This window comes from Pseudomonas sp. OIL-1, assembly GCF_010669185.1.
In the GTDB taxonomy this organism is placed as follows: Bacteria; Pseudomonadota; Gammaproteobacteria; order Pseudomonadales; family Pseudomonadaceae; genus Halopseudomonas; species Halopseudomonas profundi.
The window spans coordinates 197,543-222,744 of sequence record NZ_CP048629.1; the positions used below are offsets into that span (position 1 = coordinate 197,543).

At 60.1% G+C, this 25,202-nt stretch carries 22 protein-coding genes; 13 read left to right on the forward strand and 9 right to left on the reverse strand.

Translation table 11 applies throughout. The features are described 5' to 3' along the window. The first annotated feature begins 111 nt into the window (after window positions 1–111). From G3M63_RS00955 to G3M63_RS00985, 7 genes are read left to right on the forward strand one after another with little or no spacing between them, the layout of a single operon-like run. Window positions 112–3,018 carry a monovalent cation/H+ antiporter subunit A gene (locus tag G3M63_RS00955; protein WP_150299377.1) on the forward strand — a complete coding sequence of 969 codons (2,907 nt, stop codon included), beginning with the start codon at window positions 112–114 and terminating at the stop codon, window positions 3,016–3,018. Beyond that, a complete protein-coding gene (locus G3M63_RS00960; protein WP_150299376.1) occupies window positions 3,018–3,362 on the forward strand; it encodes a Na+/H+ antiporter subunit C in 345 nt (114 codons plus the stop codon). Before G3M63_RS00955 ends, G3M63_RS00960 begins: the two co-directional genes overlap by 1 nt. Beyond that, the gene (locus G3M63_RS00965) at window positions 3,359–5,002 is read left to right on the forward strand and encodes a monovalent cation/H+ antiporter subunit D (RefSeq protein WP_163981616.1); all 1,644 of its coding nucleotides are present in this window, start codon (window positions 3,359–3,361) and stop codon (window positions 5,000–5,002) included. The genes G3M63_RS00960 and G3M63_RS00965 overlap by 4 nt, the downstream gene beginning before the upstream one ends. Next, on the forward strand, window positions 4,999–5,499 hold the full coding sequence (locus G3M63_RS00970) for a Na+/H+ antiporter subunit E (RefSeq protein WP_150299374.1): 501 nt from the start codon (window positions 4,999–5,001) through the stop codon (window positions 5,497–5,499). Before G3M63_RS00965 ends, G3M63_RS00970 begins: the two co-directional genes overlap by 4 nt. Beyond that, window positions 5,496–5,774: a K+/H+ antiporter subunit F gene (locus G3M63_RS00975; RefSeq protein ID WP_150299373.1), complete on the forward strand. Its 279-nt coding sequence runs from the start codon at window positions 5,496–5,498 to the stop codon at window positions 5,772–5,774. The genes G3M63_RS00970 and G3M63_RS00975 overlap by 4 nt, the downstream gene beginning before the upstream one ends. Next, the gene (mnhG, locus tag G3M63_RS00980; RefSeq protein ID WP_150299372.1) at window positions 5,771–6,154 is read left to right on the forward strand and encodes a monovalent cation/H(+) antiporter subunit G; all 384 of its coding nucleotides are present in this window, start codon (window positions 5,771–5,773) and stop codon (window positions 6,152–6,154) included. Before G3M63_RS00975 ends, mnhG begins: the two co-directional genes overlap by 4 nt. Before the next feature lie 39 nt (window positions 6,155–6,193). Further along, the gene (locus G3M63_RS00985) at window positions 6,194–7,051 is read left to right on the forward strand and encodes a DMT family transporter (RefSeq protein WP_163981617.1); all 858 of its coding nucleotides are present in this window, start codon (window positions 6,194–6,196) and stop codon (window positions 7,049–7,051) included. Window positions 7,052–7,076: 25 nt separating this feature from the next. On the opposite strand, the gene G3M63_RS00990 is transcribed toward G3M63_RS00985, so the two are convergent. From G3M63_RS00990 to G3M63_RS01005, 4 genes are read right to left on the reverse strand one after another with little or no spacing between them, the layout of a single operon-like run. Beyond that, entirely contained in the window at window positions 7,077–8,333 is a 1,257-nt protein-coding gene (locus tag G3M63_RS00990; protein WP_150299370.1) for an AI-2E family transporter, read from the reverse strand. Then, window positions 8,330–8,614: a hypothetical protein gene (locus tag G3M63_RS00995; RefSeq protein WP_163981618.1), complete on the reverse strand. Its 285-nt coding sequence runs from the start codon at window positions 8,612–8,614 to the stop codon at window positions 8,330–8,332. Before G3M63_RS00995 ends, G3M63_RS00990 begins: the two co-directional genes overlap by 4 nt. After that, entirely contained in the window at window positions 8,589–9,035 is a 447-nt protein-coding gene (locus tag G3M63_RS01000) for a hypothetical protein (RefSeq protein ID WP_150299368.1), read from the reverse strand. The genes G3M63_RS00995 and G3M63_RS01000 overlap by 26 nt, the downstream gene beginning before the upstream one ends. Beyond that, window positions 9,032–9,376, reverse strand: a complete 345-nt coding sequence (locus G3M63_RS01005) for a hypothetical protein (RefSeq protein WP_150299367.1) — start codon at window positions 9,374–9,376, stop codon at window positions 9,032–9,034. Before G3M63_RS01005 ends, G3M63_RS01000 begins: the two co-directional genes overlap by 4 nt. Before the next feature lie 255 nt (window positions 9,377–9,631). Between G3M63_RS01005 and G3M63_RS01010 the strand changes: the two genes are divergently transcribed. After that, window positions 9,632–10,810 (forward strand): trans-acting enoyl reductase family protein, encoded by a 1,179-nt coding sequence (locus G3M63_RS01010; protein WP_163981619.1) that lies wholly within the window; start codon window positions 9,632–9,634, stop codon window positions 10,808–10,810. A gap of 36 nt (window positions 10,811–10,846) precedes the next feature. Here the strand turns inward: G3M63_RS01010 and G3M63_RS01015 are convergent, their stop codons facing one another. The 3 genes from G3M63_RS01015 to G3M63_RS01025 all read right to left on the reverse strand — a co-directional run bounded on the left by G3M63_RS01015 (window position 10,847) and on the right by G3M63_RS01025 (window position 15,034). Then, window positions 10,847–11,689, reverse strand: coding sequence for a 23S rRNA (adenine(2030)-N(6))-methyltransferase RlmJ (locus G3M63_RS01015; protein WP_163981620.1), 843 nt, complete (start codon window positions 11,687–11,689; stop codon window positions 10,847–10,849). Between the two features lie 114 nt (window positions 11,690–11,803). Next, complete coding sequence (locus tag G3M63_RS01020) at window positions 11,804–13,603, reverse strand: GspE/PulE family protein (RefSeq protein WP_163981621.1); 1,800 nt, start codon at window positions 13,601–13,603, stop codon at window positions 11,804–11,806. A gap of 27 nt (window positions 13,604–13,630) precedes the next feature. After that, complete coding sequence (locus G3M63_RS01025) at window positions 13,631–15,034, reverse strand: inorganic triphosphatase (RefSeq protein WP_163981622.1); 1,404 nt, start codon at window positions 15,032–15,034, stop codon at window positions 13,631–13,633. 105 nt (window positions 15,035–15,139) lie between these two features. Here G3M63_RS01025 and G3M63_RS01030 point away from each other — a divergent pair, with 105 nt between their 5' ends. From G3M63_RS01030 to argE, 3 genes are all read left to right on the forward strand, one after another. Continuing rightward, entirely contained in the window at window positions 15,140–15,817 is a 678-nt protein-coding gene (locus G3M63_RS01030; protein ID WP_150299362.1) for a TIGR00153 family protein, read from the forward strand. A gap of 82 nt (window positions 15,818–15,899) precedes the next feature. Beyond that, window positions 15,900–17,159: an inorganic phosphate transporter gene (locus tag G3M63_RS01035; RefSeq protein ID WP_163981623.1), complete on the forward strand. Its 1,260-nt coding sequence runs from the start codon at window positions 15,900–15,902 to the stop codon at window positions 17,157–17,159. A 154-nt stretch (window positions 17,160–17,313) separates the two neighbouring features. Further along, on the forward strand, window positions 17,314–18,465 hold the full coding sequence (argE, locus tag G3M63_RS01040) for an acetylornithine deacetylase (protein ID WP_163981624.1): 1,152 nt from the start codon (window positions 17,314–17,316) through the stop codon (window positions 18,463–18,465). A gap of 195 nt (window positions 18,466–18,660) precedes the next feature. Here the strand turns inward: argE and G3M63_RS01045 are convergent, their stop codons facing one another. Together G3M63_RS01045 and amn are read right to left on the reverse strand one after the other, a co-directional pair. Next, window positions 18,661–19,602 (reverse strand): IS110 family transposase, encoded by a 942-nt coding sequence (locus G3M63_RS01045; RefSeq protein ID WP_163981625.1) that lies wholly within the window; start codon window positions 19,600–19,602, stop codon window positions 18,661–18,663. 342 nt (window positions 19,603–19,944) lie between these two features. Next, window positions 19,945–21,414 (reverse strand): AMP nucleosidase, encoded by a 1,470-nt coding sequence (amn, locus tag G3M63_RS01050; protein ID WP_163981626.1) that lies wholly within the window; start codon window positions 21,412–21,414, stop codon window positions 19,945–19,947. Between the two features lie 506 nt (window positions 21,415–21,920). On the opposite strand from amn, the gene argA reads away from it, so the two are divergent. Both argA and ilvD read left to right on the forward strand, forming a co-directional pair. Beyond that, the gene (gene argA, locus G3M63_RS01055; protein WP_150302385.1) at window positions 21,921–23,207 is read left to right on the forward strand and encodes an amino-acid N-acetyltransferase; all 1,287 of its coding nucleotides are present in this window, start codon (window positions 21,921–21,923) and stop codon (window positions 23,205–23,207) included. A 131-nt stretch (window positions 23,208–23,338) separates the two neighbouring features. Beyond that, window positions 23,339–25,177, forward strand: coding sequence for a dihydroxy-acid dehydratase (gene ilvD / locus G3M63_RS01060; RefSeq protein ID WP_163984153.1), 1,839 nt, complete (start codon window positions 23,339–23,341; stop codon window positions 25,175–25,177). Window positions 25,178–25,202 lie beyond the last annotated feature (25 nt).

Below are 25,202 nucleotides of genomic sequence, written 5' to 3' on the forward strand. Positions count from 1 at the left end.
TTTCGGTCGCTTGATTATGGCCGTACGGTCAGCGCACCGCGCGTACCATGCAGGGCCCGGCATGTCGCCGATTGCCAGACACGGCACTGAACCATTCTTTCCTGAGTAGCCATGCTGTTACTGATCCTCATCCTCGCACCCTTTCTTGGCAGTGTCGTCGCGGCGTTTCTGCCGGCCAACGCTCGCAATACCGAAGCGTGGCTGGCTGGCCTGGTAGGGCTCATCGGGTTTGGCATTACCTTGTATCTGTTGCCGGCTATCGGTAACGGCGAGGTGGTGCGTTTTACCGCTGAATGGCTGCCCGGGCAGGACCTCAATTTCATCCTGCGCATGGACGGTCTGGCCTGGCTTTTCAGCCTGTTGATACTCGGTATCTTTTTGCTGGTAGTGCTCTATGCGCGTTACTACATGTCGCCGAAGGATCCTGTCCCGCGCTTTTTCGCGTTCCTGTTGGCCTTCATGGGCGCGATGCTCGGCATTGTGCTTTCAGGGAACCTGATCCAGCTGGTCATGTTCTGGGAGCTGACCAGCCTGATGTCGTTTCTGCTGATAGGTTACTGGCACCACCGCGCCGATGCGCGGCGCGGCGCGCGCATGGCCTTTACGGTTACCGCAACCGGCGGCCTCTGTCTGCTTGCCGGGGTTCTGGTGCTCGGGCATATCGTCGGTAGTTACAATCTCGATGTGGTACTCGCCTCCGGAAACACGATCCGCAACCATCCGCTGTATCTGACCACGCTGGTACTGATTGCACTGGGCGCATTAACCAAGAGTGCGCAATTCCCCTTCCACTTCTGGCTGCCGCACGCCATGGCCGCGCCCACGCCCGTCTCGGCTTTTCTGCATTCGGCGACCATGGTCAAGGCTGGCATATTCCTGCTGATGCGGCTCTGGCCGGTATTGGCGAGCACGCCGGAGTGGGCCTGGATCATTGGCGGCGCCGGCATCTGCACCATGCTGATCGGCGCTTTCATAGCCATTTTCCAGCATGACCTCAAGGGGTTGCTGGCCTATTCGACTATCAGTCACCTGGGCCTGATCACCGCCCTGCTGGGCATCGGAACGCCACTGGCGATGGTGGCGGCGATCTTCCACACGGTTAACCACGCCACCTTCAAGGCCTCGCTTTTCATGGCGGTCGGCATCATCGATCACGAGTGCGGCACCCGCGACATGCGCAGGTTACGCGGGCTCTACCGTCCCATGCCGCATACCGCCACGCTGGCCATTGTCGCCAGCGCAGCCATGGCCGGTGTGCCGTTGCTCAACGGTTTCATCTCCAAGGAAATGTTCTTCGCCGAAGCACTTCAAGTCGGTTCTGACAGCAACTGGTGGATGTCGCTGGTTGCCATCGCCATGGGCATCTTTGGCGTCGCCTACTCGTTGCGTTTCATCTACGTGTTCTTCGGCCCGACGGCGGTGGATTTACCCAGTACGCCGCACGAACCGCCACGCTGGATGCGCCTCCCGGTCGAGCTATTGGTGCTGTCCTGCCTGATCGTCGGTGTTGTGCCTGCGTTGACCATCGGCCCGCTGCTGCACAACGCTGTCGAAGCGGTCCTGGGCGTGCAAACGCCGACCTACAGCCTGGCCGTCTGGCATGGGCTGAATATGCCGTTGCTGATGAGTCTGATCGCGCTGGCCGGAGGCGTAGTGCTATACGCTCTGCTGCGTACCCGCTTCGGGCTGACCCAGCGCGACAGCGTGCCGTTTCTGCACCGGTTCAACGGCAAGCAGGCCTATGAAAGCACCATGCTCGAACTGATGGCTCTCTCAGCGCGGCTTGAAAAGCTGCTTGGTACGCGTCGATTGCAACCGCAGCTCCTGTTGATGATGCTGGCCGGCGTGTTTGTTGCGCTGACCGTTAGCTGGATAGTGCCGCATGGCTGGGATCTGAAAACACCCGAGACGCTCAACCTGCCCTTTGCTGCCATGTGGATGGTGGGCTGTGCCTGCGCGCTGGCCGCCGCCTGGCAAGCCAAATATCACCGTCTGGCTGCACTGATGCTGGTCGGCGGTACAGGCATAGTCGTCAGCATCACCTTTCTCTGGTTGTCAGCGCCCGATCTGGCACTGACCCAGTTGATGGTCGAAACCGTGACCACTGTGTTGATCCTGCTTGGCTTGCGCTGGCTACCGCCGCGCATTCTGAACCGAGAAACCGAGGCCAGGGTAAACCGGATGGCACGCACCAGACGCACCCGGGACTTCATCCTCGCAGTGGTCGCGGGCACCGGGATGGCTGCGCTCAGCTATCTGGTACTGCTGCATCCGACTGGTAGCAACATAGGCGATTTCTTCCTTGAGCGCGCGCTCAGCGAAGGCGGCGGCAGCAATGTGGTGAACGTGCTGCTGGTTGATTTCCGAGGCTTCGATACCTTCGGTGAGCTTGCCGTGCTGAGCATTGTGGCGCTCACGGTCTATGCGCTGCTGCGTCGATTCCGCCCCGCCCCTGAAAGCATCCCGATACCAGCGCAGCAGGCCAACAGCATTGATCCGGCGACCCGCCAGACGCCGGCACAACAGGCCAACAGTGGCTACCTGATGGTGCCGAGCGTATACCTGCGCCTGTTGCTACCGATCTTTGGCGTGGTGGCCGCCTACTTCTTCATGCGCGGACATAATCTGCCAGGTGGCGGCTTCGTCGCGGGCCTGATCCTTTCGGTAGCCATTATCATCCAGTACATGCTGGCCGGCACCGCCTGGGTCGAAGCGAATCTGCGCCTGCAGCCGCACCGCTGGATTGCTGCCGGGCTTGCACTCACCGCAGCGACGGGGCTGGGCGCCTGGTTGCTCGGTTATCCTTTCCTGACCAGCCATACAGCGCACCTTGACCTTCCTGTCTTTGGCGAAGTGCACCTACCCAGCGCATTCCTCTTTGACCTGGGCGTGTTTTGCGTGGTCGTCGGCAGCACCATGCTGATCCTCATCGCCCTTGCCCACCAGTCGGTGCGCAGCCACCGGGTACCTGTCGGAACATCAGTGCAATCAGCGCCGTCCAGCAAGGAGATCCTTTAATGGAAGTCGTCATCGCCATCGCCATTGGCGTGCTGTTCGGTTCGGGCGTCTGGCTGATCCTGCGCCCCCGGACGTTTCAGGTCATAACCGGGCTGTTGCTGCTGAGCTACGCCGTCAACCTGTTCATCTTCATCATGGGCCGGTTGTCGATCAATCTGCCGCCGCTCACCCTCGAAGAAGGCCCGATTGATCCCGCGCTGTACGCCGACCCGGTGCCCCAGGCGCTGGTGCTCACGGCCATCGTTATCGGCTTCGCTACGACCGCCTTGTACCTGGTGGTACTGCTTGCTTCACGCGGGATGACCGGCACGGACCATGTGGAAGGCCGGGAGCCGGACGTATGAGCAGCCACTGGCTGGACCAGCTGTTGCTGACGCCCATACTGCTACCGCTATTGAGTGCTGCAGCGCTGGTTATCATCAACCAGCGCAGCCATCAGCTGAAGTTCACCATCAACCTGATCAGTTGCCTGGCGCTGCTGGCCAACGCGGCGGCGCTGGTCTACCTGACTGACACCGAACATTGGCCACGGGACATCGGCGTCTACCTCGCGGCCAACTGGGCTACGCCCTTCGGCATCGCGCTGATGGCCGACCGCCTGGCCGCCACCATGCTGCTGCTCACAGCCGTCATAGCGCTGGCTTCGCTGCTCTATGCCTACGCCCGCTGGAGCCGCACCGGCGTGCATTTTCATGCGTTGTTCCAGTTCCTGCTGATGGGTATCAACGGCGCTTTCCTGACGGGCGACCTGTTCAACCTGTTCGTGTTCTTCGAGATCATGCTGGCCGCTTCCTACGGTCTGGTTCTGCATGGATTCAATGCCGCGCGGGTGCGCGCGGGCATGCAGTACATCGTGATCAACCTGGTGTCTTCCTTCTTTTTTCTGATCGGCGTAGCACTGATCTACGCTGCAGCTGGCACATTGAACATGGCCGACCTGGCCACGCGGCTCACCGGGCTGACGCCTACTGATCGATTGTTACTGGAGACCGGCGCAGCCATTCTTGCGGTGGCCTTCCTCACCAAGAGCGCTGTGTGGCCGCTGGGATTCTGGCTGCCGACCACTTACTCGGCGGCCTCGCCCCCCGTCGGAGCCATGCTGGTACTGATGACCAAGGTCGGCGTCTATGTTCTGCTCAGGTTATGGCTTCTGGTATTTGCCGATCATGCCGGCGTCGCCAGTGCGTTGGGCGCCAACGCTCTGCTGGTTATCGGCGTGGTAACCATCGCGTTTGGCAGCATCGGGCTGCTGGCGAGCCAGGAGCTGGGCCGCATGGCAGGCTACAGCGCGATCATTTCCTCCGGGACCTTGCTTGCCGCCATTGGCTACGGCCAGCCCAACGTGATCAGCGCTGCATTGTTCTATCTGCTCAGTTCGACGCTGGCGGTCGCCGCGCTGGTCATGCTGATCGAACTGATCGACCGTATCCGCAAGCCCAGTGCCGCCATGCTGGCACTAACTATGGAGGCGTTTGCGATTGGCGATGCACCCGAGGAAGCCGACTCGGCCGGCGTACCGATACCCGCGGCGATGGCGTTCCTCGGCCTGGCCTTCTTTGCCTGCGCATTGATCATAGCGGGCCTGCCGCCGCTGTCCGGCTTTATCGCCAAGTTCAGCCTGTTCCATGCCATGCTCAACCCCTACGGTTTGTCCGCGTTGACAGCAGACACCGGCAACCTGGCAGCCTGGATGCTGATGGCACTGATCATTGTGTCCGGACTGGCGGCGATCATTTCTCTGATGCGCTATGGCGTACGTACCTTCTGGGCGACCGAATCCACCCCGCCGCGCTTGCAGCTGACCGAGGCAGGCGCAGTAGCCGGCCTGCTGTTTCTCTGCGTGGTGATCACGGTTCAGGCCGGGCCACTGCGCAGCTATCTGGACCGCGTGTCGATCGGTCTGCATCACCCTGCCGATTACACCCAGCGGGTGCTGTCCGCGCCAACGGTCCCCGGCGTCGTCAACTCGGAGGGCAGGGAATGAGCCGTTGGCTGCCATCGCCGATCCTCTCGGCGGCCTTGTTGATCATGTGGTTACTGCTCAATCAGAGCCTTTCCCCGGGGCAGCTGCTAATTGGCGCGCTGCTGGCCATTGCCGCGCCCATTCTGTCCCGCCCGCTGCGGCCATTCACCGTGGTCGTGAAGAAGCCGATGGTGATGCTTCGGCTGGCCGGCTGGTCGCTGAAGGAAATCATCCGCTCCAGTTTCAACGTCAGCCGGATCATTCTGTTTACCCGACACGAGCATCTGAACTCACAGTTCATACGTATTCCGCTGGATTTGCGCGACCCTTACGGGCTGGCGGTTCTGTCGTGCATCATCAATTCAACCCCGGGGACAGTCTGGGTGGAGATCATGCCGGACAGCAATGACCTGGCTCTGCACGTGTTTGACCTGCACGACGCCAACTGGTGGGTCGAGATGATCAAGACCCGCTACGAACAACCACTCATTGAAATCTTCGAACAGGGCAACCCATGACGACATTGCTGACCCTGACCATTCTGTTCGCCCAGGGCTGCACCATGCTGGCCATGCTGTTCTGCGCCATCCGGCTGCTACTTGGGCCTAGTGCCCAGGATCGCGTGCTGGCGCTGGATACGCTGTGGATGTGCGGCATGATCCTGGCGCTTGTGATGGGCATTCGCTTTGCCAATGATGTGTATTTCGAGATGGCGTTGCTGATCGCCCTGACCGGTTTTGTTTCCTCGATTGCACTGGCCAAGTTTCTTACCCGCGGGGAGATCATTGAATGAGCGTGGTAAATATCGATCTTCCGCTCTGGCTGGCTGTCCCCTTCGTGCTGCTATTGCTGCTGGGCAGTCTGATCATCCTGATTGGCGCCCTCGGCCTGCTGCGATTGCCCAGCTTTTACCAGCGTGTCCACGGCCCGGCCATCACCATCACGCTCGGTACCGGCTGCGTCCTGCTCGCCTCCATGCTCTATTTCAGCGGGCTGGAAACTCGACTGGTGCTGCATGAGCTGCTGATCTCGGCCTTTCTGCTGTTAACCGCGCCGGTTACCTCGATGATGATCATGCGCGCCTCGGTTTATCGGGATCTGCGCGCGGGCCGCATCATCCGCGAGTCAGACGCGAGCGAAAGCTATCGTTTTCCGGGAAGCAACGATGAATGATCCCGTCGCCCTGCGCACATTCTGCCCAGCATGATGCCGATGACCCATAGTCGCGCCCTGCTGAGCATGCATGTCGCAGCATTGATGTTCGGGTTGACCGGCATATTCGGCAAGCTGATCCAGGCCGGCCCGATGGTGATCGTATTCGGCCGGGCGCTGTTTGCCGTGGGCGCGTTATTTCTCTTCGCCCGCCTGTTTACTCGTCCGATACTGCGTGGCGTGACGCGGCAGCGATTCCTGCAGCTGGCAATGTGCGGTTTCTTTCTCGGCGTGCATTGGCTGACCTTCTTCCACGCGGTCAAGATCGCTGGCGTTGGCATCGGCACCCTGGGGTTCGCCAGCTTCCCGGCCTTTGTGGTCATTCTCGAGATGATCTTCTGGCGCGAACAACCCAGCCCGCGCGATCTGCTCAAGGTGGGCTTGATCTGTATCGGTCTGGTACTGGTCGCCCCGGCGCTTGATCTCTCTCACGGCGCCACGACCGGTCTGCTATGGGCCATCCTGTCGGGCTTCTGCTTCGCTGCGGTATCAGTCGGCAATCGTCTGACCAGCGGGCACCTCCATGCGGTACAGGTAGCATTCTGGCAAAACATCGTGATTTTTATTTGCCTGCTGCCATTCACCAGTACTGCGTTGGTGAAAATCGATGCGCTGGACTGGGTATGGCTGGCCCTGCTCGGGCTGTTCTGCACCGGCCTGGCGCATGGATTGTTCGTTGCCAGCCTGACGGTGCTCAAGGCACGTGTGGCATCCCTGTTCTTCGCACTCGAGCCGGTGTACGGCATTCTGTTTGCCTGGTATCTGTTCGGCGAAGAGCCGACGCTGCGCATGCTGCTGGGTGGCCTGTTGATCATCTCGGCGCTGGCTCTGGTCAGTCGCGCGCCCGAGCCAGCCTGAGGCACTGCTTATCGACCCGGGCTTATCAAGCCCGGGTTTCGATCACCCGCACCCAGTCCGGCAGAATGTTCATGCGTGCGGCCGCGAGCTTCAGGCATACCAGCAGCGGCACCGCCAGCAGGACACCCACCGCGCCCCACATCCAGCCCCACAGAATAAGCCAGACCATGACTACCAGCGGATTGAGTCGCATATTGCGGCCAAGCATGATTGGCGTCACGAACTGCGCCTCGACCAGATTGATACAGAAAAAGATCAGCACCGGCATCAGTGCTGCAAGCTCCGGCCCATACTGCACCAACCCGGCTATCGCCAATATGATCATCGCCAGGATCGGACCCACATAGGGGGCAAAGTTTGCCAGGCCCACCAGCGCCCCCCAGAGCATCGCGTCCTCCACGCCGTACAGCCACAAGGCGCCGCCGGTTACCAGGCCCAGGCAGCTATTGATGATGCTCACTGTCAGGATATAACGCGACAGCTCACGCTGGATCTCGCGCACCAGCATGATCGTCATGCGCTTGTCCCGGGCGTGCGGAAACACATCGACGAAGGCGGCAAACAGGTTGGGCCCGAAAATCAACAGGAACAGTATCAGGATCACGCTGGTCACAAGCTGGGCAAGCACCAGCGGAGTCGCGCTCAGCACGGAAATCACCGCTTCCATGCCACCCTGCCGTATGCGGGCGCTTACCTGGTCGTCCTCCTCCAACGGCGGTTCGACTACGACCGGGGGCGGTTCCGGTTCGGGCTCCTCTTCCTTATCCCCTCGGAACCAGCCAAACAAACGAAAGCCTCTGTCTTCTTCCTCTTCGGCTTGCGCCGGTGGAGGTGACGGCGTGGTCGGCGCAGATTTGCGTTCAGACTGAAGGCTGTCGGTAAATTCATCCAGCCGCTCGGTGAGCTGCTCGGACAGGTCAGGCAACTGCTTTGCCCATTTCTGGGCAGGCTCAGTCAGCTGCATGACAAGCAGGGTAAAGGGGCCAAGCAGCACGGCCATGATGACGACCGCAGACACCGTCCGCGGAACGTAAATGCGCTTGAGGCCGGTAACCAGCGGGCCGAGCAATAACGAAAACAGCATCGCTACCACTATGGGCATCAACAGCGTCTTGGCGAAATAAAGCGTGTAGACAGCCGCTAGCCCCACCAGCCAGACGGTCGGAGAAACCGTTCCGGGCTGGGAGGCGGGAATAGCAATCGGGTCTAGCTGAGCTTCAGGATCAATCGGGGCTGGGGCGCGGTGGTCAGCGAACGGCTCCCTGCCGTTCTCGTCGGTCATGCATCGCCTTCCAGCGCCGATGAGGATGAGGGCATCCACAACGTGGCGATACGCCACAATCGCAGGCCTTCAATGCTGAATGCCAGCAGACTCTTGCGTCCGAGAGTGCCGGACAGACCTGCAGCCAGCCCGACTGCCAGTCCGCCGCCAAGAATCCAGAGCGGCGACTGGCGTTTCAGAAACGCCATCCGCTGCATCCCCTCGAGCTTCAGCAATCCCCTTTCGAGTTTGAGCCGCTCGTTGATCTGCTTGACCTCATTGATCAGGTCTTTGCGCGCCATCTTTGATTCCTTGTCTGAACGCGTGAATATGCTGCTTGGTCGTCGTTAAGCCAAGGTTCTTGCTGGAGCTCTTGATCATCGTCAGCATAATCAGCATCGGAATGATCTGTACTGCAAGGAACGCCACCAACCCCAGGGTTACCGACTGGCTGGGCACATAGGCCCACCAACCGAGCAGGACCGATAAACCTATCCAGGCCAGCATGGCGAGGGGCAGCATGGCCAGACCGAGAACGGCAATCCGTCCGCTTTCGGCCATGGTCAGGCGAATTTCCGTGAAAGCCAGCTTGCCCAGATCCTTTCCGGTCAGGGCAGCATGCTTGGCCCATTCGGCCAGTGCTTTCAGTTCCGTCTGCAGATCCGCCTCACCTGTTGCCGTCTCGCCTTCGCCCGGCCTGGACTCATCCGGGATCTCGCTCATTTGGATTTAGTGCATAGCTTGGAGACAACGAAACCGGCTGCAAAGGCGATGCCGAGCGAGGTCAGGGGCTTTTCCCGGATGAAGCTGGTAGCTTGACCGGTGTACTGCTGGATTTGTGCTTGTGCTTGTTCTCTGCCTTTCATAAATTGATCCGATGCTCCGTGTTTTAGGTCCAGGCCAGACGTTTCCGCAGCGTGCAGAAAATGCGACTTGGCCTCCATCAGTTTGTCGAAAGCGGCCATGACCGCGTCCTTACCAGAATCGATTTCCTTCGAACTTTCCTCGCTGTTTACGGTTTTCTTTACCGAATCAGCGGCCTTATCCAAATTCGCAGCTACCATGTGCTTGCTCCTAAATCGAATCAGCGAAGTGGTGTTTTACAATGTTCTTGACCACCCTCGGCTCGGCAATGTTCCCTCGATCGGGAAAATGAATTGCGCTTGAAGCCTTTCACACGCAGCTGTTACGCCTGCTCTGACGCAAAATCACCTGTTATGCCAAACAACAGACGCGCCACGAAACACCTGGCTGTGCCAGACTATTGTCTCGACACGGCAGACAGCCGACATCAACCGTATCTGACAGGGTAGCCGGAAATGCGAAAAACACCGGAATTCGACGTAGTGGTTTATGGGGCGACGGGCTATACGGGCCGTCTCGTCGCTGAATACCTGGCGCAGGAATATGCCGACGACAAGGCATTGCGCTGGGCGATGGCGGGCCGTAATGGGCAGAAGCTGGCCGCCGTGCGCGACGAGATCGGCGCTCCGCAGGGAACGCCTCTGGTGGTCGCCGATACCAGCGACCCCGCCAGCCTTTATGCAATGGTCGAGCGCACTCGCGTGGTCCTGACAACCGTCGGACCTTACCAGCTGTATGGCTCCGAACTGGTGGCTGCGTGCGCGGAAACCGGCACCGATTATGTGGATTTATGTGGCGAACCAGCCTGGATGCGTCAGATGATCGACGCGCATGCCGACGCCGCCAGGGCTAGCGGGGCGCGCATCGTATTCTCCTGCGGTTTCGACTCGATCCCATTCGATCTGGGCGTCTACTTTCTGCAGCAGGCCGCAAATGAGCAGCTCGGCTCGCCGGCGTCACGGGTCAAGGGCCGGGTACGGAAAATGAAAGGCACCTTCTCTGGAGGAACTGCGGCCAGTCTGAAAGCGACCATGGCGGCGGCCAAGGCCAATCCGGAAATATATCAGCTGCTCAGTAATCACTTTGCGCTGGCGCCGGGTTTCACCGGGCCCGAGCAGCCGCCGGCGAGCAAGCCGGAATATGACGAGAGCCTGGATAGCTGGGCAGCGCCTTTCATCATGGCGGCGATCAACACACGCAATGTGCACCGCTCGAACGCACTGCTCGGCCACGCCTACGGTGAGAACTTCGTCTATGACGAAATGCTGTTGACCGGCCCTGGCGATCAGGGAAAAGCCATGGCCGAGGCCGTGGCATCGGACCGTTCGCTGTCCAGCGACAAGGCCCCGAAACCCGGCGAAGGCCCGACTGCAGAGGAGCGCGAGAACGGGTATTACGACATTCTGTTCATCGGCGAGTCCGATGACGGCAAGACCATCAAGGCCAGCGTGTCTGGCAAGCGTGATCCTGGTTACGGCTCGACATCACGCATGATTGCCGAAAGTGCAATATGCCTGGTTCGCGATGCCACCGATACTGCCGGCGGTATCTGGACCACTGCCCCAGCCATGGGCGAGCGGCTTATCAAGCGGCTGACCGAGCACGCTGGTCTGACCTTCAAGCTGGAAGACTGACCTGCTGTCCAGCCTGCGCCCAGTCCGGGCGCGGGCTTAGGGCCCACCGACCAACCAATCCATCCGGCATTCCCCTTCACCGGATTGCGCCAGGACCTTTGCCAGCCATGGCAAGGCGGTGTCCAGCTCTTCCCACAGCGGCCAGGGCGGGTTCACCAACATCAGACCGGAACCGTTCAGACCGAGCTGGTTATCAGGCGGACGCACATTCAGCTCCACGCGCAGCACCTTGGGCAGTCCGGAGTCACCAATCTGGCGGTAGAAATCCCGTAGCAGACGCTGGTCCTTGATCGGGTACCAGAGCGCGATGACAGTCTGGCGCATACGCTGGATCGCGGTCTGCATCGAGGCCAGACAGCGCGCCAGCTCGTTTTCCTTTTCGAAGGGCGGATCCAGCAACCACAGGGCACGTTTCTCGGCGACCGGCAGAAAGGCCTTGGCCAGCTCGTAGCCATCGCGCTGGTGCACAGCAATGCGCGAGTCATGACTGAAATGCTCGCGCAGGGTGGCCGCGTCTTCCGGATGCAGCTCGCTGAGGATCATGCGGTCCTGGTCGCGTAGCGCGTCGGCAATCAACTGTGGTGAACCCGGGTAATAGCGCAAGGCTGCGTCCGGGTTGTGCGTGGCTACAGCGCGGCGCAAATCGGCAAACATATCCGGCAGGTCATCCCTTTCCCACAGGCGGGCGATCCCGTCTCGGTATTCGCCGGTTTTCCCGGCAGCCTCCCCTTCCAGGTCATACATTGCCGTGCCGGCGTGGCTGTCCAGATAACAATACGGCGTTTCCTTGCGCTGCATCAGCGTCGCCATGCGCAACAGAACGGCGTGCTTGAAAATGTCAGCGTGATTGCCGGCGTGGTAGCTGTGGCGGTAGTTCATGAATACGGACTCGTTAGCGGCAAACGCCGGCATTCTAGGGATGGATAGGGGGTCGCCACAAGCAGCCGGCTCGGCCGTTCGCGGCGATTTTGCCAGACTGCCAGCGCTGATCGTTCAGCTTTGCTGGCTGGTTGGCGTCACGCGAAGCACTTCTTCAATCGTCGTCAAACCGGACCCGACTTTCTGCGCGCCTGACAGACGAAGGCTGTGCATGCCTTCCTTGTAGGCCTGGCGACGCAGTGCGTTGAGGTCGATATCCGACTGCACCAGCGGCTTGAGGCTGTCGCTTAATGGCATCAGCTCATACACACCGGCTCGGCCCCGATAGCCGGTTTCCCGGCATTCCGGACAGCCAACCGGGCTGTGCGCATTGGCCGGCAGCGGCGCATTCCAGGGTCGGGTCAGCTCGCGCCAGGCCGCGGCATCCACCTGCGTCGGGACCTTGCAGTGCGGACACAGGGTGCGCACCAGACGCTGGGCCATGACGCCCAGCAGCGTTGCCTTGATCAGGTAGGCCGGCACGCCGAGTTCAATCAGACGGCTGACCGAGCTGGGCGCATCGTTGGTATGCAGGGTAGACAGCACCAGATGCCCCGTCAGCGCCGCCTGAATCGCCATCTCAGCGGTTTCCAGATCGCGAATCTCGCCGATCATGATGATGTCCGGATCCTGGCGCATCAGCGCGCGCACCGCGCTGGCGAAATTGAGATCGATATTGTGCTGGACCTGCATCTGGTTGAAGCTTTCCTCAACCATCTCGATCGGATCCTCCACCGTGCAGACGTTTACTTCAGGTGTCGCCAGCTTTTTCAGGGTGGTGTACAGGGTGGTTGTCTTGCCGGAACCGGTGGGGCCGGTTACCAGCACGATGCCATTGGGCTGGCCAACCATATGCTGCCAGCGGCGTTTGTCCTCGGCGGAAAACCCCAACTGATCAAAGCTGCGCAGTAGGACGTCCGGATCGAAGATCCGCATAACCATCTTTTCGCCAAAGGCCGTCGGCAAGGTGGAAAGCCGCAACTCGACTTCATTGCCCTGCGGCGATTTGGTCTTCACACGACCGTCCTGTGGCTTGCGCTTCTCCGCCACATTCATCCGACCCAGCGTTTTCAGCCGACTGACCACCGCCACTGCCACCTGCAGTGGGAAGCTGTAGACAGTGTGCAGCACACCGTCGATGCGCAACCTGACACTGCCGGTCTCGCGGCGCGGCTCGATATGAATGTCACTGGCACGCTGCTCGAAGGCATACTGGAACAGCCAGTCGACAATATTGACGACGTGGGCGTCGTTGGCATCGGGCTCCTGACTCATGTTGCCAAGGTTCAGCAGCTGTTCAAAGTTGCCGATACTGGTGTTCTTCTGCTCGCTGTTGTTGGCGCCGCTGACCGAGCGTGCCAGGCGGTAGAATTCCAGCGAGTAACGTTGAATGTCTGCCGGGCTGGCCACGACGCGCAGTATCTCGCGCTTGAGCACGTGGTTAAGATTGGCTTCCCAGCTGGTTACCAGGGGCTGGGCGCTGGCAATGGTTACCTGGCGCTCATTGACCTCGACCGCCAGGATCCTGTGCCGCTGCGCGAAGGCGAAGGACATCAGCGGCGTGATCTCGGCGACGTTGATCTTCAGCGGATCGATGCGATAGTACGGCTGACCCGCCTCGGCGGCGAGCCAGCGACTGAGGCTTTCCAGGTCAAGCTCTTTGCCCGGCCGGGAGAGATCGTCGAGATGCTGCGTGGCGATAAACTCGAGCGGATGCAGCGACTGGGTCTCACCAACAGCAGAGCGCCGTAGCGTGCTCAGTTGCTCGGCCGTGTCGATATCCATCCGCCCCTGCCCCACCAACGCCTTGAGCAGGTCGGTCAGGTCCAGCAAGCGGTCACTTTCAGCTATCGCCAGTTCCTTCAGATGCAGCATCCGTCTCTCCCTTTCCGGCTTCGGCTCTCAGTTGTTGAGCTCTCTCCAGGCATCCAACCGGCGCAAACGCTGCCCCTGCTTGCGCAGCGCAGCCAGCAGGGCCGGTCGCTGTTCTGCATCAATCAGCGGGTACTGTTCAAGCAAAGCCTGTAATTTGTTCAGTTCACCGAACAGGCGATCAGCTTCGGGCACTTCCAGTAACTGACGGAAACCGGACAGCAGCAAATACAACCGGCCCAGCCGCGGCTGCTGATCCATCCACTCGCTGACCGCCGAATCCGGGTCATTGTGGTGGGGCACGACGAGACTCTGGATTTCCTTGGCGACCGCCGCAATCAGCCAGCGCGGCACTGCCAGCGCGCCGATCTTGTCGCCGCGCGGCGGGCGCGCCTGTTTCCAGCCGGATTGGTGCAGCCACAAAGCCAGCGATATGAATAGTTCACCCCAGGCGCGATCCTGAATCACTTCATCGAACAATGCAGGCGCTTTGTCGCGCACGGCCTGCCCTTCTTCGTCATCGGCCCAGCCAGCCAGGGCCAGCGGGCGAAATGCACCGACCAGTTGATCAAGCGGTTGTACAAAGGATTGGCCGGCAGAGCGCGGCAGGGCCAGATCGAACACGCCAAAATAGGCGCGCAATACACCGAGATGGGTAGTCAGATCGCGGAACAACTTCCATTGCCCGGTGTGGCGATATTGTTCAGCCAACCGCTGGGTGTGCCCCAGCAGTTGCCAACCAGCGCCAGCAATGACCTCGTCCACCGTGGACTCGGCGCTCCACTGGGCAAAGGCTGGCTTGAGTGCATAACTGGCCGGATCGAACAGTCGGTAACCGCGCTCGGCCTTGCTGATGTCGCAAGGCATCAATGGCAGGTCGGCGGCGAGGCGTGCTGCCAGCTCAAGCACGGCGACGGCCGGCCCCTGGCGCACCTCCAGCTCGAGCTCGCAAATCGGCTCCTCATGCTCACCGGCTATGACCTTGCCTTCGTCCAGCGCCACTTCCACTTCAACCGGCTCGCCTTCGCGCTCCCACTTGATCATCGCTCGGGTGCGCTGGAAATCAGTGGTGAACAAGGGCTGCAGCTGGCTCAGATCCAGATCGGCCAGCGCCTGTGGCCAACAGCTGTCGTCCAGCAGCGAGAGATCCAGATGATCCTGGTTCAGCGGCCAGTCCCACTCGTTGCGTTCGGACAGACCGGCGACGCTCTGACCGCGACTTTTCAACGTTTGTATATACTGATCACCATCGCGTCGCAGTCGCAAGGCAACCTTGGCTGCGGCAAGATCCCGTGTAGCGGTGTCATAGTATTGGTTGTACAGGGGACCGGAATGCCATTCGCCGGATAGCCGCTCGGCTAACAGCGGGTGTTTACGCAGTGCCGCCAGGGTTTTGGGCGTTACACGGAGTTTGATTTCTGTCTCTTTGACCATGGTAATTCTCTGTATAGTTTCGCCGGACGCGACGTCGAACCGCTTGGGTGACGTGGCGGGGATCACCATCTATAATTTGCGGCCTTAAAAAGCCTTGGAGCCTTCATGCCCAACAATCCTTTTCTAAGCCTGTTCGGTCGCTCGCCTATCGGCCCCATGCAATTGCATATTGCCAAGGCTCATGAGTGCGCCGCGAAGTTGAACGACTTTATCGACGCCGTTATCGCAGATGACTGGATCGAGGCCGAACGTATCCAGCAGGAAATCGCCGAGCTGGAGCGCGCCGCAGACAAGCTGAAAAAAGATGTCCGCGTACACCTGCCCAAGAGTCTGTTTCTGCCAGTGCCGCGTTCGGACCTGCTGGAACTGCTGAGTGTACAGGACAAAGTAGCCAACCGCGCCAAGGATATCGCCGGCCTGATGCTGGGCCGCAGGATGACCATTCCAGGGCCTTTGCAGGCCGGTTTCAAAGCTTTTGTCAGTCGTTCAGTAGACGCAGCAGCGCAAGCTTTGCGCGCGATGAACGAGCTCGACGAATTGCTGGAAACAGGCTTCTCCGGCCGCGAAGTAACCCTGGTTGAAAAGCTGATTGATGAACTCGATCGTATCGAGCACGAAACCGACAACTTGCAGATCAAGTTGCGCGCAGAGCTGTATCAGCTGGAAAAGGATCTCCCTCCAGTAGACGTAATGTTTCTGTACAAGATCATCGAATGGATTGGTGACGTGGCAGACCGGGCACAACGCGTTGGAAATCGCCTGGAATTATTGATGGCCCGCTAAGGATGTTGCCGTTTCAGCTCAACGAAACGGCAGAAGTCCCGAAGACCAGCCCTTACACGCACACCAACAGAGCATTTCAATTATGACCCTCATCGCAGAATACGGCACCGTGCTGCTGATCCTTGCCTGCCTTTTCGGTTTCTTCATGGCATGGGGCGTAGGTGCCAATGATGTCGCCAACGCCATGGGAACGTCGGTCGGCTCCCGGGCGTTGACTATCAAGCAGGCGATCATGATCGCCATCGTATTCGAATTTCTGGGCGCCTACCTGGCGGGCGGCGAAGTCACCCAGACGGTAAGAAGCGGCATCCTGGATTCCAGCATGATCAGCCCCGAGCAGATGGTATTCGGCATGCTGGCAGCACTCCTCGCCGCAGGTTCCTGGCTGTTCATCGCGTCCACACGCGGCTGGCCGGTATCGACCACCCACTCGATTATCGGCGCGGTGATTGGCTTCGGTGCAGTGGGTGTCTCGGTTGATGCCGTGAACTGGGCCGGCGTTGTGCCCATTGTTTCGAGCTGGGTGATTTCCCCGCTGCTCTCCGGCGTCATCGCTTTCAGTATCTTCCTCAGCGTCCACAAGCTGATTCTGAACACCGAAGAACCCTTCCTCAACGCCAAGCGCTACGTACCGTTTTACATGTTTGCGGTGGGCTTCCTGGTAACCCTGATGACAGTGACCAAGGGCCTCAAGCACGTTGGTCTGGATATCTCGGGCTGGCAGGCGCTCGCACTGGCTACGCTGGTTGGACTGCTGATCACTGGCCTGGGCCTGGTTCTCCTGTCACGCATCAAGATTGACCCTGAAGCTGACAAGAACTTTTACTTTGCCAGCGTGGAGCGGGTCTTTGCGGTGCTGATGATTTTCACCGCCTGCGCCATGGCATTCGCCCACGGCTCGAACGATGTGGCCAATGCGGTGGGCCCCCTCGCTGCGATTGTCGGCGTGTTGCAGAGCGGCGGCCAGATGGGCGAAACCACTCTGGTGCCCGGCTGGATTCTGCTGCTGGGTGCTGCGGGTATCGTCGTCGGCCTCGCTACCTATGGGTATCGCGTAATCGCCACTATCGGCAAGCACATCACGGAACTGACACCCAGTCGCGGCTTCGCTGCTGAACTGGCCACCGCTGCTACGGTGGTTGGCGCCTCCACAATTGGCTTGCCGGTGTCCACCACCCACACGCTGGTCGGTGCGGTTCTCGGCGTAGGCATGGCGCGGGGTATCGGTGCACTGAACCTGCACGTTATTGGCCGTATTTTCAGCTCCTGGCTGGTCACTCTGCCGGCCGGCGCCGCGTTGTCGATCCTGTTCTTCTTTATCCTGACTGGCATCTTCGGCTGACTCGCCGCTCCCGGTGACGTAACCTGACTGCTCAGCTTACGTCGCCAGGGTGTGTTGCCGTTTCATCGCGCCTCGTCTGATCGTCGCCCCGCTCTGGGTCGTTGGCTGGACGACGCGACCGCGACGTAACGACACCACACGCCAGGAGCCACACATGGGTTTACCCTCTCTCAAGGCGCAGTTCGAAGCGCTGCTAAAAGCCCCGTCCATAAGCTGCACCCAGCCGGAGCATGACCAGTCCAACATGGAGGTGATCAACCTTCTGGCAGGCTGGCTTGAGGAGCTGGGCTTTTCCTGCGAAATCCAGGCTATCGAAGGCCAGCCGGGCAAGGCCAATCTGGTGGCGATACTCGGCAGCGGACCTGGCGGGCTGGTGCTGGCCGGACATACCGACACCGTACCCTGCAATCCCGAACGCTGGAACATGGACCCGTTTGCTCTGACCGAAGCGGATGGCCGTTGGTACGGCTTGGGCAGCTGCGATATGAAGGGCTTTTTTCCGCTTATCATCGAAGCCGTGAAGAGCTATCTGGACCGGCCGTTTCGCCAGCCGCTGATCATACTGGCGACAGCTGATGAAGAAAGCTCCATGACCGGTGCCCGGGCGCTGGTCGCGAGCAGCCTGCACCACGCTCGTCATGCGGTGATTGGCGAGCCGACCGGATTGAAACCGATCCGGGTGCACAAGGGCATCCTGATGGAGCGCGTGGAAATCACCGGTCAGGCCGGCCATTCCTCCGACCCCTCACTCGGCCGCAATGCGCTGGAGGCCATGCACAGCGTTATTGGCGAGCTGGTCGCGTTGAGAAGTGACTGGCAACGACGCTGGCAGAATCCGCTATTTTCTGTGCCGGTCCCCACGATGAATCTCGGCTGCATTCATGGCGGCGATAACCCCAACCGGATTTGCGGTACCTGCGCGCTGGAATTCGATATCCGCCCGCTGCCCGGCATGGATCCTGATGCGCTACGCGCCGAGATCAACGCGCGGCTGAAAATTATTGCCGCCGAACAACAGATCCAGATCGAGTATCTGCCATTGTTCCCCGGCGTTCCGCCGCTGGATACCGCCGCCAATGCACCGCTGGTTCAGGCCTGTGAACAGCTCACCGGGTACAGCGCCGGCAGCGTCGCCTTCGCGACCGAAGGGCCGTATCTCAACCAGCTCGGCATGCAGACCCTCATTCTCGGTCCCGGCGATATCGATCAGGCGCACCAGCCGGACGAATTCCTGGCGATGGATCGTATTGATCCGACCGTGAAGATACTGCGGCAGTTGATTGAGCGGTTCTGTTTGAGCGCATGAGGTCGTGTACTGACGCACTGTCAAATGTGAGAGGGCCGACCCGCCGCGATGGCGTCTGCAGACGCCTTGGGCTCTGGTTTAAGCAGTGCAATAACTGGCCTAGCGGCCAGATCGCCGTGAGTCACGCCTCCCACTGACGAACCCGGAGTTTGTGGCGCCTCCTGTGGGAGATTCTATGGTTCCCCACAACCCCTTTCAGGGTGTTTTTGGTTGATAGGTGGTTTGGTTCTGCATTAAGGCAAAAGCGATGCGGGCCAGTTTCCTAGCCAGCTTGACCAACGCCTGGGTCGGCTTGAGCCCTTGTGCAATATAGGCCTCATAGAGGCTTTTCCAGGCCTGTGTTTTTCGCGCTGCCATGGCCGCGTTGTAAAGAAGCCGGCGCAGCTCTGGATCGCCTTTCTTGGTTAGCTTACGTCGGCCTGTTTGAGTGCCTGAGTCTCTGACCCTGACGTCCATGCCCAGGAAGGCGATGAAGGCGTCACTGGTTCTAAAGGGGCCGCGATGGAAGGTGTTGGCTAAGGCTATGCCGGTAAGGTCCCCGATGCCTTCGATGGCCTTGCAGCGCTTGGCATCAAGCCACCAACCGACATCTGCCATGGCTTGTTTTAACCGCTGAACGATCAGCAGCTCTACGCGGCGAATGTGCGCATCGAGCTGCTTGGCAGTCTGCTTCAGCTCCGGTATGTCTTGCAGGCTTTGACTAAGGGCCACTCTGGTATGAACCAGCGATGCTCGGCGGCGCATCAGCCCCTGGACGCGATAGAAGGCATCATGGGCCGGTATCCACGGTTTAAGACTGTCCATTTCCTTGGTGAGATAGCGGAGAATGAGCCTGGCATCTGAAGCATCAGTCTTTGCTCGGGTACCGACGCCGCTGCGGTAATGGTTGAGCTTGTACCCATCCAGCAAATAGAGCTCAAACCCTGCTTCGTGCGCCAACTTGGCAAGCTGACGGTGATAGATACCGATCGCCTCCAAAGCAATCTTGGATCCAGGGGGCAACGACTTCAGCCAGCGTTTGCAAGGACCTACGGAGTTGCTAATGGTCTCCACGCCAGACGAATCGCTGCGAGCTATCACCAGTTCCGCTTTGCTGACATCGACACCGGTCAGAACGGGTTCGACTGCCTTTGCCATGGTAAGTCCTCCAAGCTAAAGTAATCTTTGACTTGTCAGGGCTCACCAGGCGCTGGCTTGCAACATATTGTCGGTCCGAGCGGGCCGCGCTCTGCCGATGGATTCTCTATTGGCGTTATGGTGAGGGTGGGGCTGAATCTCCCACAGTCCGTACCGAACGGTCGGAAGGGGCGTTTACCCCTCCACCCTGACAGGTCCATTTTGGTTCTGGACCTGTAGGAAAACCATACAAGGGGCGACCCGCCGCGATGGCGTCTGCAAGACGCCCCGGGGTTTGGTTCAGACATTGCAACAGCTGGCCTTCTGATCAATCCTTCCACCAAAAGCACCGAGTCGATCGCCCTACCTGAACGGCGGCTCATCAAAACTACGCAGCTTGCGCGAATGCAGCGAGTTGAGCTGACTGCGCAGCAGGTCCAGCGCCGCAATGCCGATATGCAGGTGCTGGGTAACGGCCCGTTCATAGAAGGCGCCAGCCGCGCCAGGCAGCTTGATCTCGCTATGTAGAGGCTTGTCGGAGACGCAGAGCAAGGTCCCGTATGGCACCCGTAAACGGTAGCCCTGGGCAGCAATGGTCCCGCTTTCCATGTCCACTGCAATGGCGCGCGCCTGATTGATCAACGGGCGCTCCTGAGCCCAGCGCAACTCCCAGTTACGGTCGTCATAGGTGAGTACCGTGCCGGTGCGCAGGCGGCGCTTGAGATCGTCGCCGCGGTCACCGGTGATTTGCGCGGCAGCTTCCTGCAGGGCCATCTGGATCTCGGCCAACGCAGGCAGCGGAATGTGCGGCGGCAGCACCCGATCAAGAATGCCGTCGCGACGCATATATGCGTGGGCCAGCACATAGTCGCCGATATTCTGCGACTGACGTAGCCCGCCGCAATGACCGATCATCAGCCAGCAGTGTGGGCGCAGCACCGCGAGGTGGTCGGTAATGTTCTTGGCATTGGAAGGCCCAACACCGATATTGACCAGGGTAATACCGTGCCCGTCATCGGCAATCAGGTGGTAAGCCGGCATCTGATAACGGTGCCAGACGACGCCTTCGACCAGCGCCGTTACCTCGGCTTCATCCATGCCGCGCTCGATCACCACGTTGCCAGGCATGACCATGCGCAGAAAGCGCGAATCGCTGGCGAGCATGTCCAGACCATGGCGAATGAACTGGTCGACATACCGGTGGTAGTTGGTCAGCAGAATCCACGGCTGCACATGTTTCCAGTCACTACCGGTGTAATGCACCAGTCGCCGCAGGGAAAAATCCACCCGCGAGGCATCGAATAGCGCTAACGGCAGTTGTTCGGTGTTCTCCCAGTCGTGCAGCCCGTCGGCATTGCTGTCGCTGACAGCCGACAGATCGGTACTGGGAAAGTACCGCGCCAGCTCACGGGCGGTAACGCCGGAGCCGGCGAGTTCGTTCCCCTGATCCACTACGTAGGGGTAAGGAATATTCTGATCGCTAACCCCGACCTCGACCTTGACGGTGTAGTCGCGCATCAAGGGCCCCAACTGCTCCAGCAGATACTTTCTGAAAGCACGCGGGTGGGTCACGGTCACACTATAAGTGCCGGGCACCTGCACCTTGGCGTAGGCACGCACGCTGGTGGCGGCTTCGCCCTGGGTGTCATAGGTCAGACGCAGCTCCGGATAACGAAACAGCTGACTCTGCGCCTCGCTCGGTAGCGTACGGTCCTTCAGATAATGCTTGAGTGCCTGGCTCAGGGCAGAGGTAGCTTGTTCATACAGCGTCGCCAGGCGATCGACTGCTTCTTCAGCCGAGTTAACAACAATCGGGGCGGGATTCTGGCTCACGTTGACCTCTCTTCAATGGCTCTGTTGAGGCTATCTTGCCCTTGTTACATCCTTTTGGCATAGCCTTGCGCGACGAGGGTCTGTTCCCGTTTCATCGCGAGCCGCGTTGCTGTGTCAAATGGCGCAGGGCCGGGCGGCGATCCGCAAGGCGCGGGATGCAGGTAATGGTTGTTCCCTTGCCAAGTCCCGCAACGCCGCATGGCGGCATTTGACGCGCAACCTAGGCGGCCCCACCCGTAGGGACGGGGCCCGTTTAGCGCAGCACTGCGTTACTCGTCGCTCATTTGGAACAACCACCAAAACGCCTGGAGCGTTTTTGCGCGTAAGCCCCGAAGGGGTGAAGCACATGGATGTGCTGAACAAATTTCGCTCCTCGCGCCTTATTCTGCACCAAACGGGCCTCCGTCGCGGCCGCGATGAAACGGGAACAGACCCTAGGCAACACACAGCGCTTGAAGCGCATCGCGGAATGTCCCTAAACTGCTGCTTTTGCACGGAAGATCCGCATGCACGATTACGTCAACTGGTTCCGCCATTCGACGCCCTATATCAATACCCATCGGGACCGCGTCTTCGTCATGCTGCTGCCGGGGGAAGCCCTCGCGCATCCGAACTTCACCAACATCATGCATGACATCATGCTGCTCAACAGTCTGGGCGTACGGCTGGTGCTGGTGCACGGTTCGCGACCACAGATTGAAGAGCGACAGGCTGCGCGCGGCATCGATTCACACTACCACCGGGACTTGCGGATTACCGACAGCGACACGCTCGCCTGCGTCATGGATGCGGTCGGCAGCCTGCGCATCGCGATCGAAGCCCGGCTCTGTACGGCATCGGGGCAAGGCTCCAGACTGCGCGTGGTCAGCGGTAATTTCGTGACAGCCAAGCCTATCGGGGTCGTCGACGGAGTTGATTTCCATCACACCGGCGAAGTGCGCCGCATCGACCGCAAGGCGATCAGCGCCCATCTGGATGAAAACTCCATAGTGCTGCTCTCACCCATAGGTTATTCGCCGACCGGTGAAGTATTCAACCTGGCGTGTGAAGACGTTGCCACCAGCGCGGCCAGCGCCCTGGACGCGGACAAACTGATCCTGTTCGGTCCTGACGCGGGCATCCTGGACGCCGAGGGTTCGCTGTTACGCGAGCTGAAACCGACCCGCGCCATGCCCATGCTCAAAACGCTTGGTAACAGCCTGCCGGGCGCCCTGCTCACAGCGGCTTGCAAGGCCTGCAACAACGGCCTTCGCCGCAGCCACATCATCAGTTTTGCCGAAGACGGCGCCCTGCTCACCGAGCTGTTCACGCGAGATGGCGGCGGCACCCTGGTGACTCAAGAGAACTTCGAGCAGGTCCGTACCGCAACGGTGGAGGACGTAGCGGGCCTGCTGGAACTGCTTCGCCCGCTTGAGGAAGCCGGCATTCTGGTGCGGCGCTCACGGGAGGTGCTGGAGACCGAAATAAGCCAGTTCACATTGATTGAGCGCGACGGCATGATCATCGGCTGCGCAGCGCTCTACCCGCTTGAAGACTCCAGCGCGGCGGAGCTTGCCTGCGTGGCGATCGATCCGAATTACCGTCACGGCGGTCGCGGCGATCAGCTACTGGAGCATGTCGAGTCCCAGGCGCGTGCACTCAAGCTCGATACGCTCTTCGTGCTCACCACGCGCACCGCCCACTGGTTCCGGGAACGCGGGTTTATTCCCAGCAGTGTGGAGCGGCTGCCAGCCAAGCGCGCTTCGCTGTACAACTATCAGCGCAATTCCAAGGTGTTTGAAAAGGCGCTCTAAGCGCGCCGCCGCAGCGCGGCAGAACTGCCACGCGCCCCTTACCATTGACGTCTGACGCGCCGCTACTGCCTGCCCGCGACTGATTTGGTATGCTTGCCCACCGCTTCGCAACGCACAACGAGATAACCGTCATGCCTGATTACCGCTCGAAAACATCCACCTTCGGCCGCAACATGGCCGGTGCCCGCGCACTGTGGCGCGCGACGGGCATGAAGGATGAGGATTTCAAGAAACCGATCATTGCCGTCGCCAACTCCTTTACCCAGTTCGTGCCCGGGCACGTACACCTCAAGGACATGGGACAGCTGGTGGCGCGGGAAATCGAGCGTGCCGGCGGTGTGGCCAAGGAATTCAACACCATCGCGGTCGATGACGGCATCGCCATGGGCCATGACGGTATGCTCTATTCACTGCCATCGCGCGAGATCATCGCCGATTCGGTGGAGTACATGGTCAATGCCCACTGCGCTGATGCCATTGTCTGCATCTCCAACTGCGACAAGATCACCCCCGGCATGCTGATGGCCGCGCTGCGCCTGAACATCCCGGTTGTATTCGTTTCCGGCGGCCCGATGGAAGCAGGCAAAACCAAACTTGCTGCCCATGGTCTGGACCTCGTCGATGCCATGGTCATCGCTGCGGACGATTCTGCCAGCGACGAGAAAGTCGCGGAATACGAGCGCAGCGCCTGCCCGACCTGCGGCTCCTGCTCCGGCATGTTTACTGCCAACTCCATGAACTGTCTGACCGAAGCCCTGGGCCTCGCCCTGCCCGGTAACGGCTCGATGCTGGCGACCCATAGCGACCGCGAACAGTTGTTCCTGCAAGCGGGCCGCACCGTCGTCGACCTGTGCCGCCGTTATTACGCCGAAGGGGACGAGAGCGTGCTGCCGCGCAATATCGCGAACGTGCGTGCATTCGAGAATGCCATGACGCTGGATATCGCCATGGGCGGCTCCACCAACACCATTCTGCATCTGCTTGCCGCCGCGCAGGAAGCCGAGATTGATTTCGATCTGCGGGCCATCGACGATCTGTCCCGCCGCGTGCCGCAGCTGTGCAAGGTCGCGCCCAATATCCAGAAATATCACATGGAAGACGTGCACCGTGCCGGCGGCATCTTCAGCATTCTTGGCTCACTGGCCCGCGGCGGCCTGCTACACACCGACGCCGCTACGGTACACAGCCCGAGCATGGAAGAAGCCATCGCCAAGTGGGATATCACCCAGACCGATGATGAAGAGGTGCTGACTTTTTTCCGCGCCGGCCCCGCAGGCATCCCCACGCAGACCGCCTTCAGCCAGTCGACCCGTTGGGACTCACTCGATGATGACCGTGCCAACGGCTGCATCCGCAGTGTGGAGCATGCCTACTCCAGCGAGGGCGGCCTGGCTGTACTCTACGGCAACATCGCGCTGGACGGCTGCGTGGTCAAGACCGCCGGGGTGGATGAGTCCATCCATGTTTTTGAAGGCAACGCCCGCATCTACGAGAGCCAGGACTCGGCGGTCAAAGGCATTCTTGCCGATGAGGTGAAGCCGCGCGACGTAGTCATCATCCGCTACGAAGGGCCCAAGGGCGGTCCGGGCATGCAGGAAATGCTCTATCCAACCAGCTACCTGAAATCCAAGGGTCTGGGTGCTGATTGCGCGTTACTGACTGACGGACGTTTCTCTGGCGGGACTTCCGGCCTGTCCATCGGCCACGCTTCTCCGGAAGCTGCCGCAGGCGGCGCTATCGGCCTGGTACGCAATGGCGACAAGATCCTTATCGACATCCCGAACCGCAGCATCAATCTGCTGGTGAGTGATGAAGAGCTGGCGCAGCGTCGCGCGGAACAGGACAGGAAAGGCTGGAAGCCTGTCGAGATACGCCCACGCAAGGTCAGCACAGCGCTGAAAGCCTATGCGCTGTTGGCTACCAGTGCGGACAAGGGGGCGGTGCGGAACAAGGCAATGCTGGAGGATTAAACTGGCATTCCGAGGGCGGTAACCC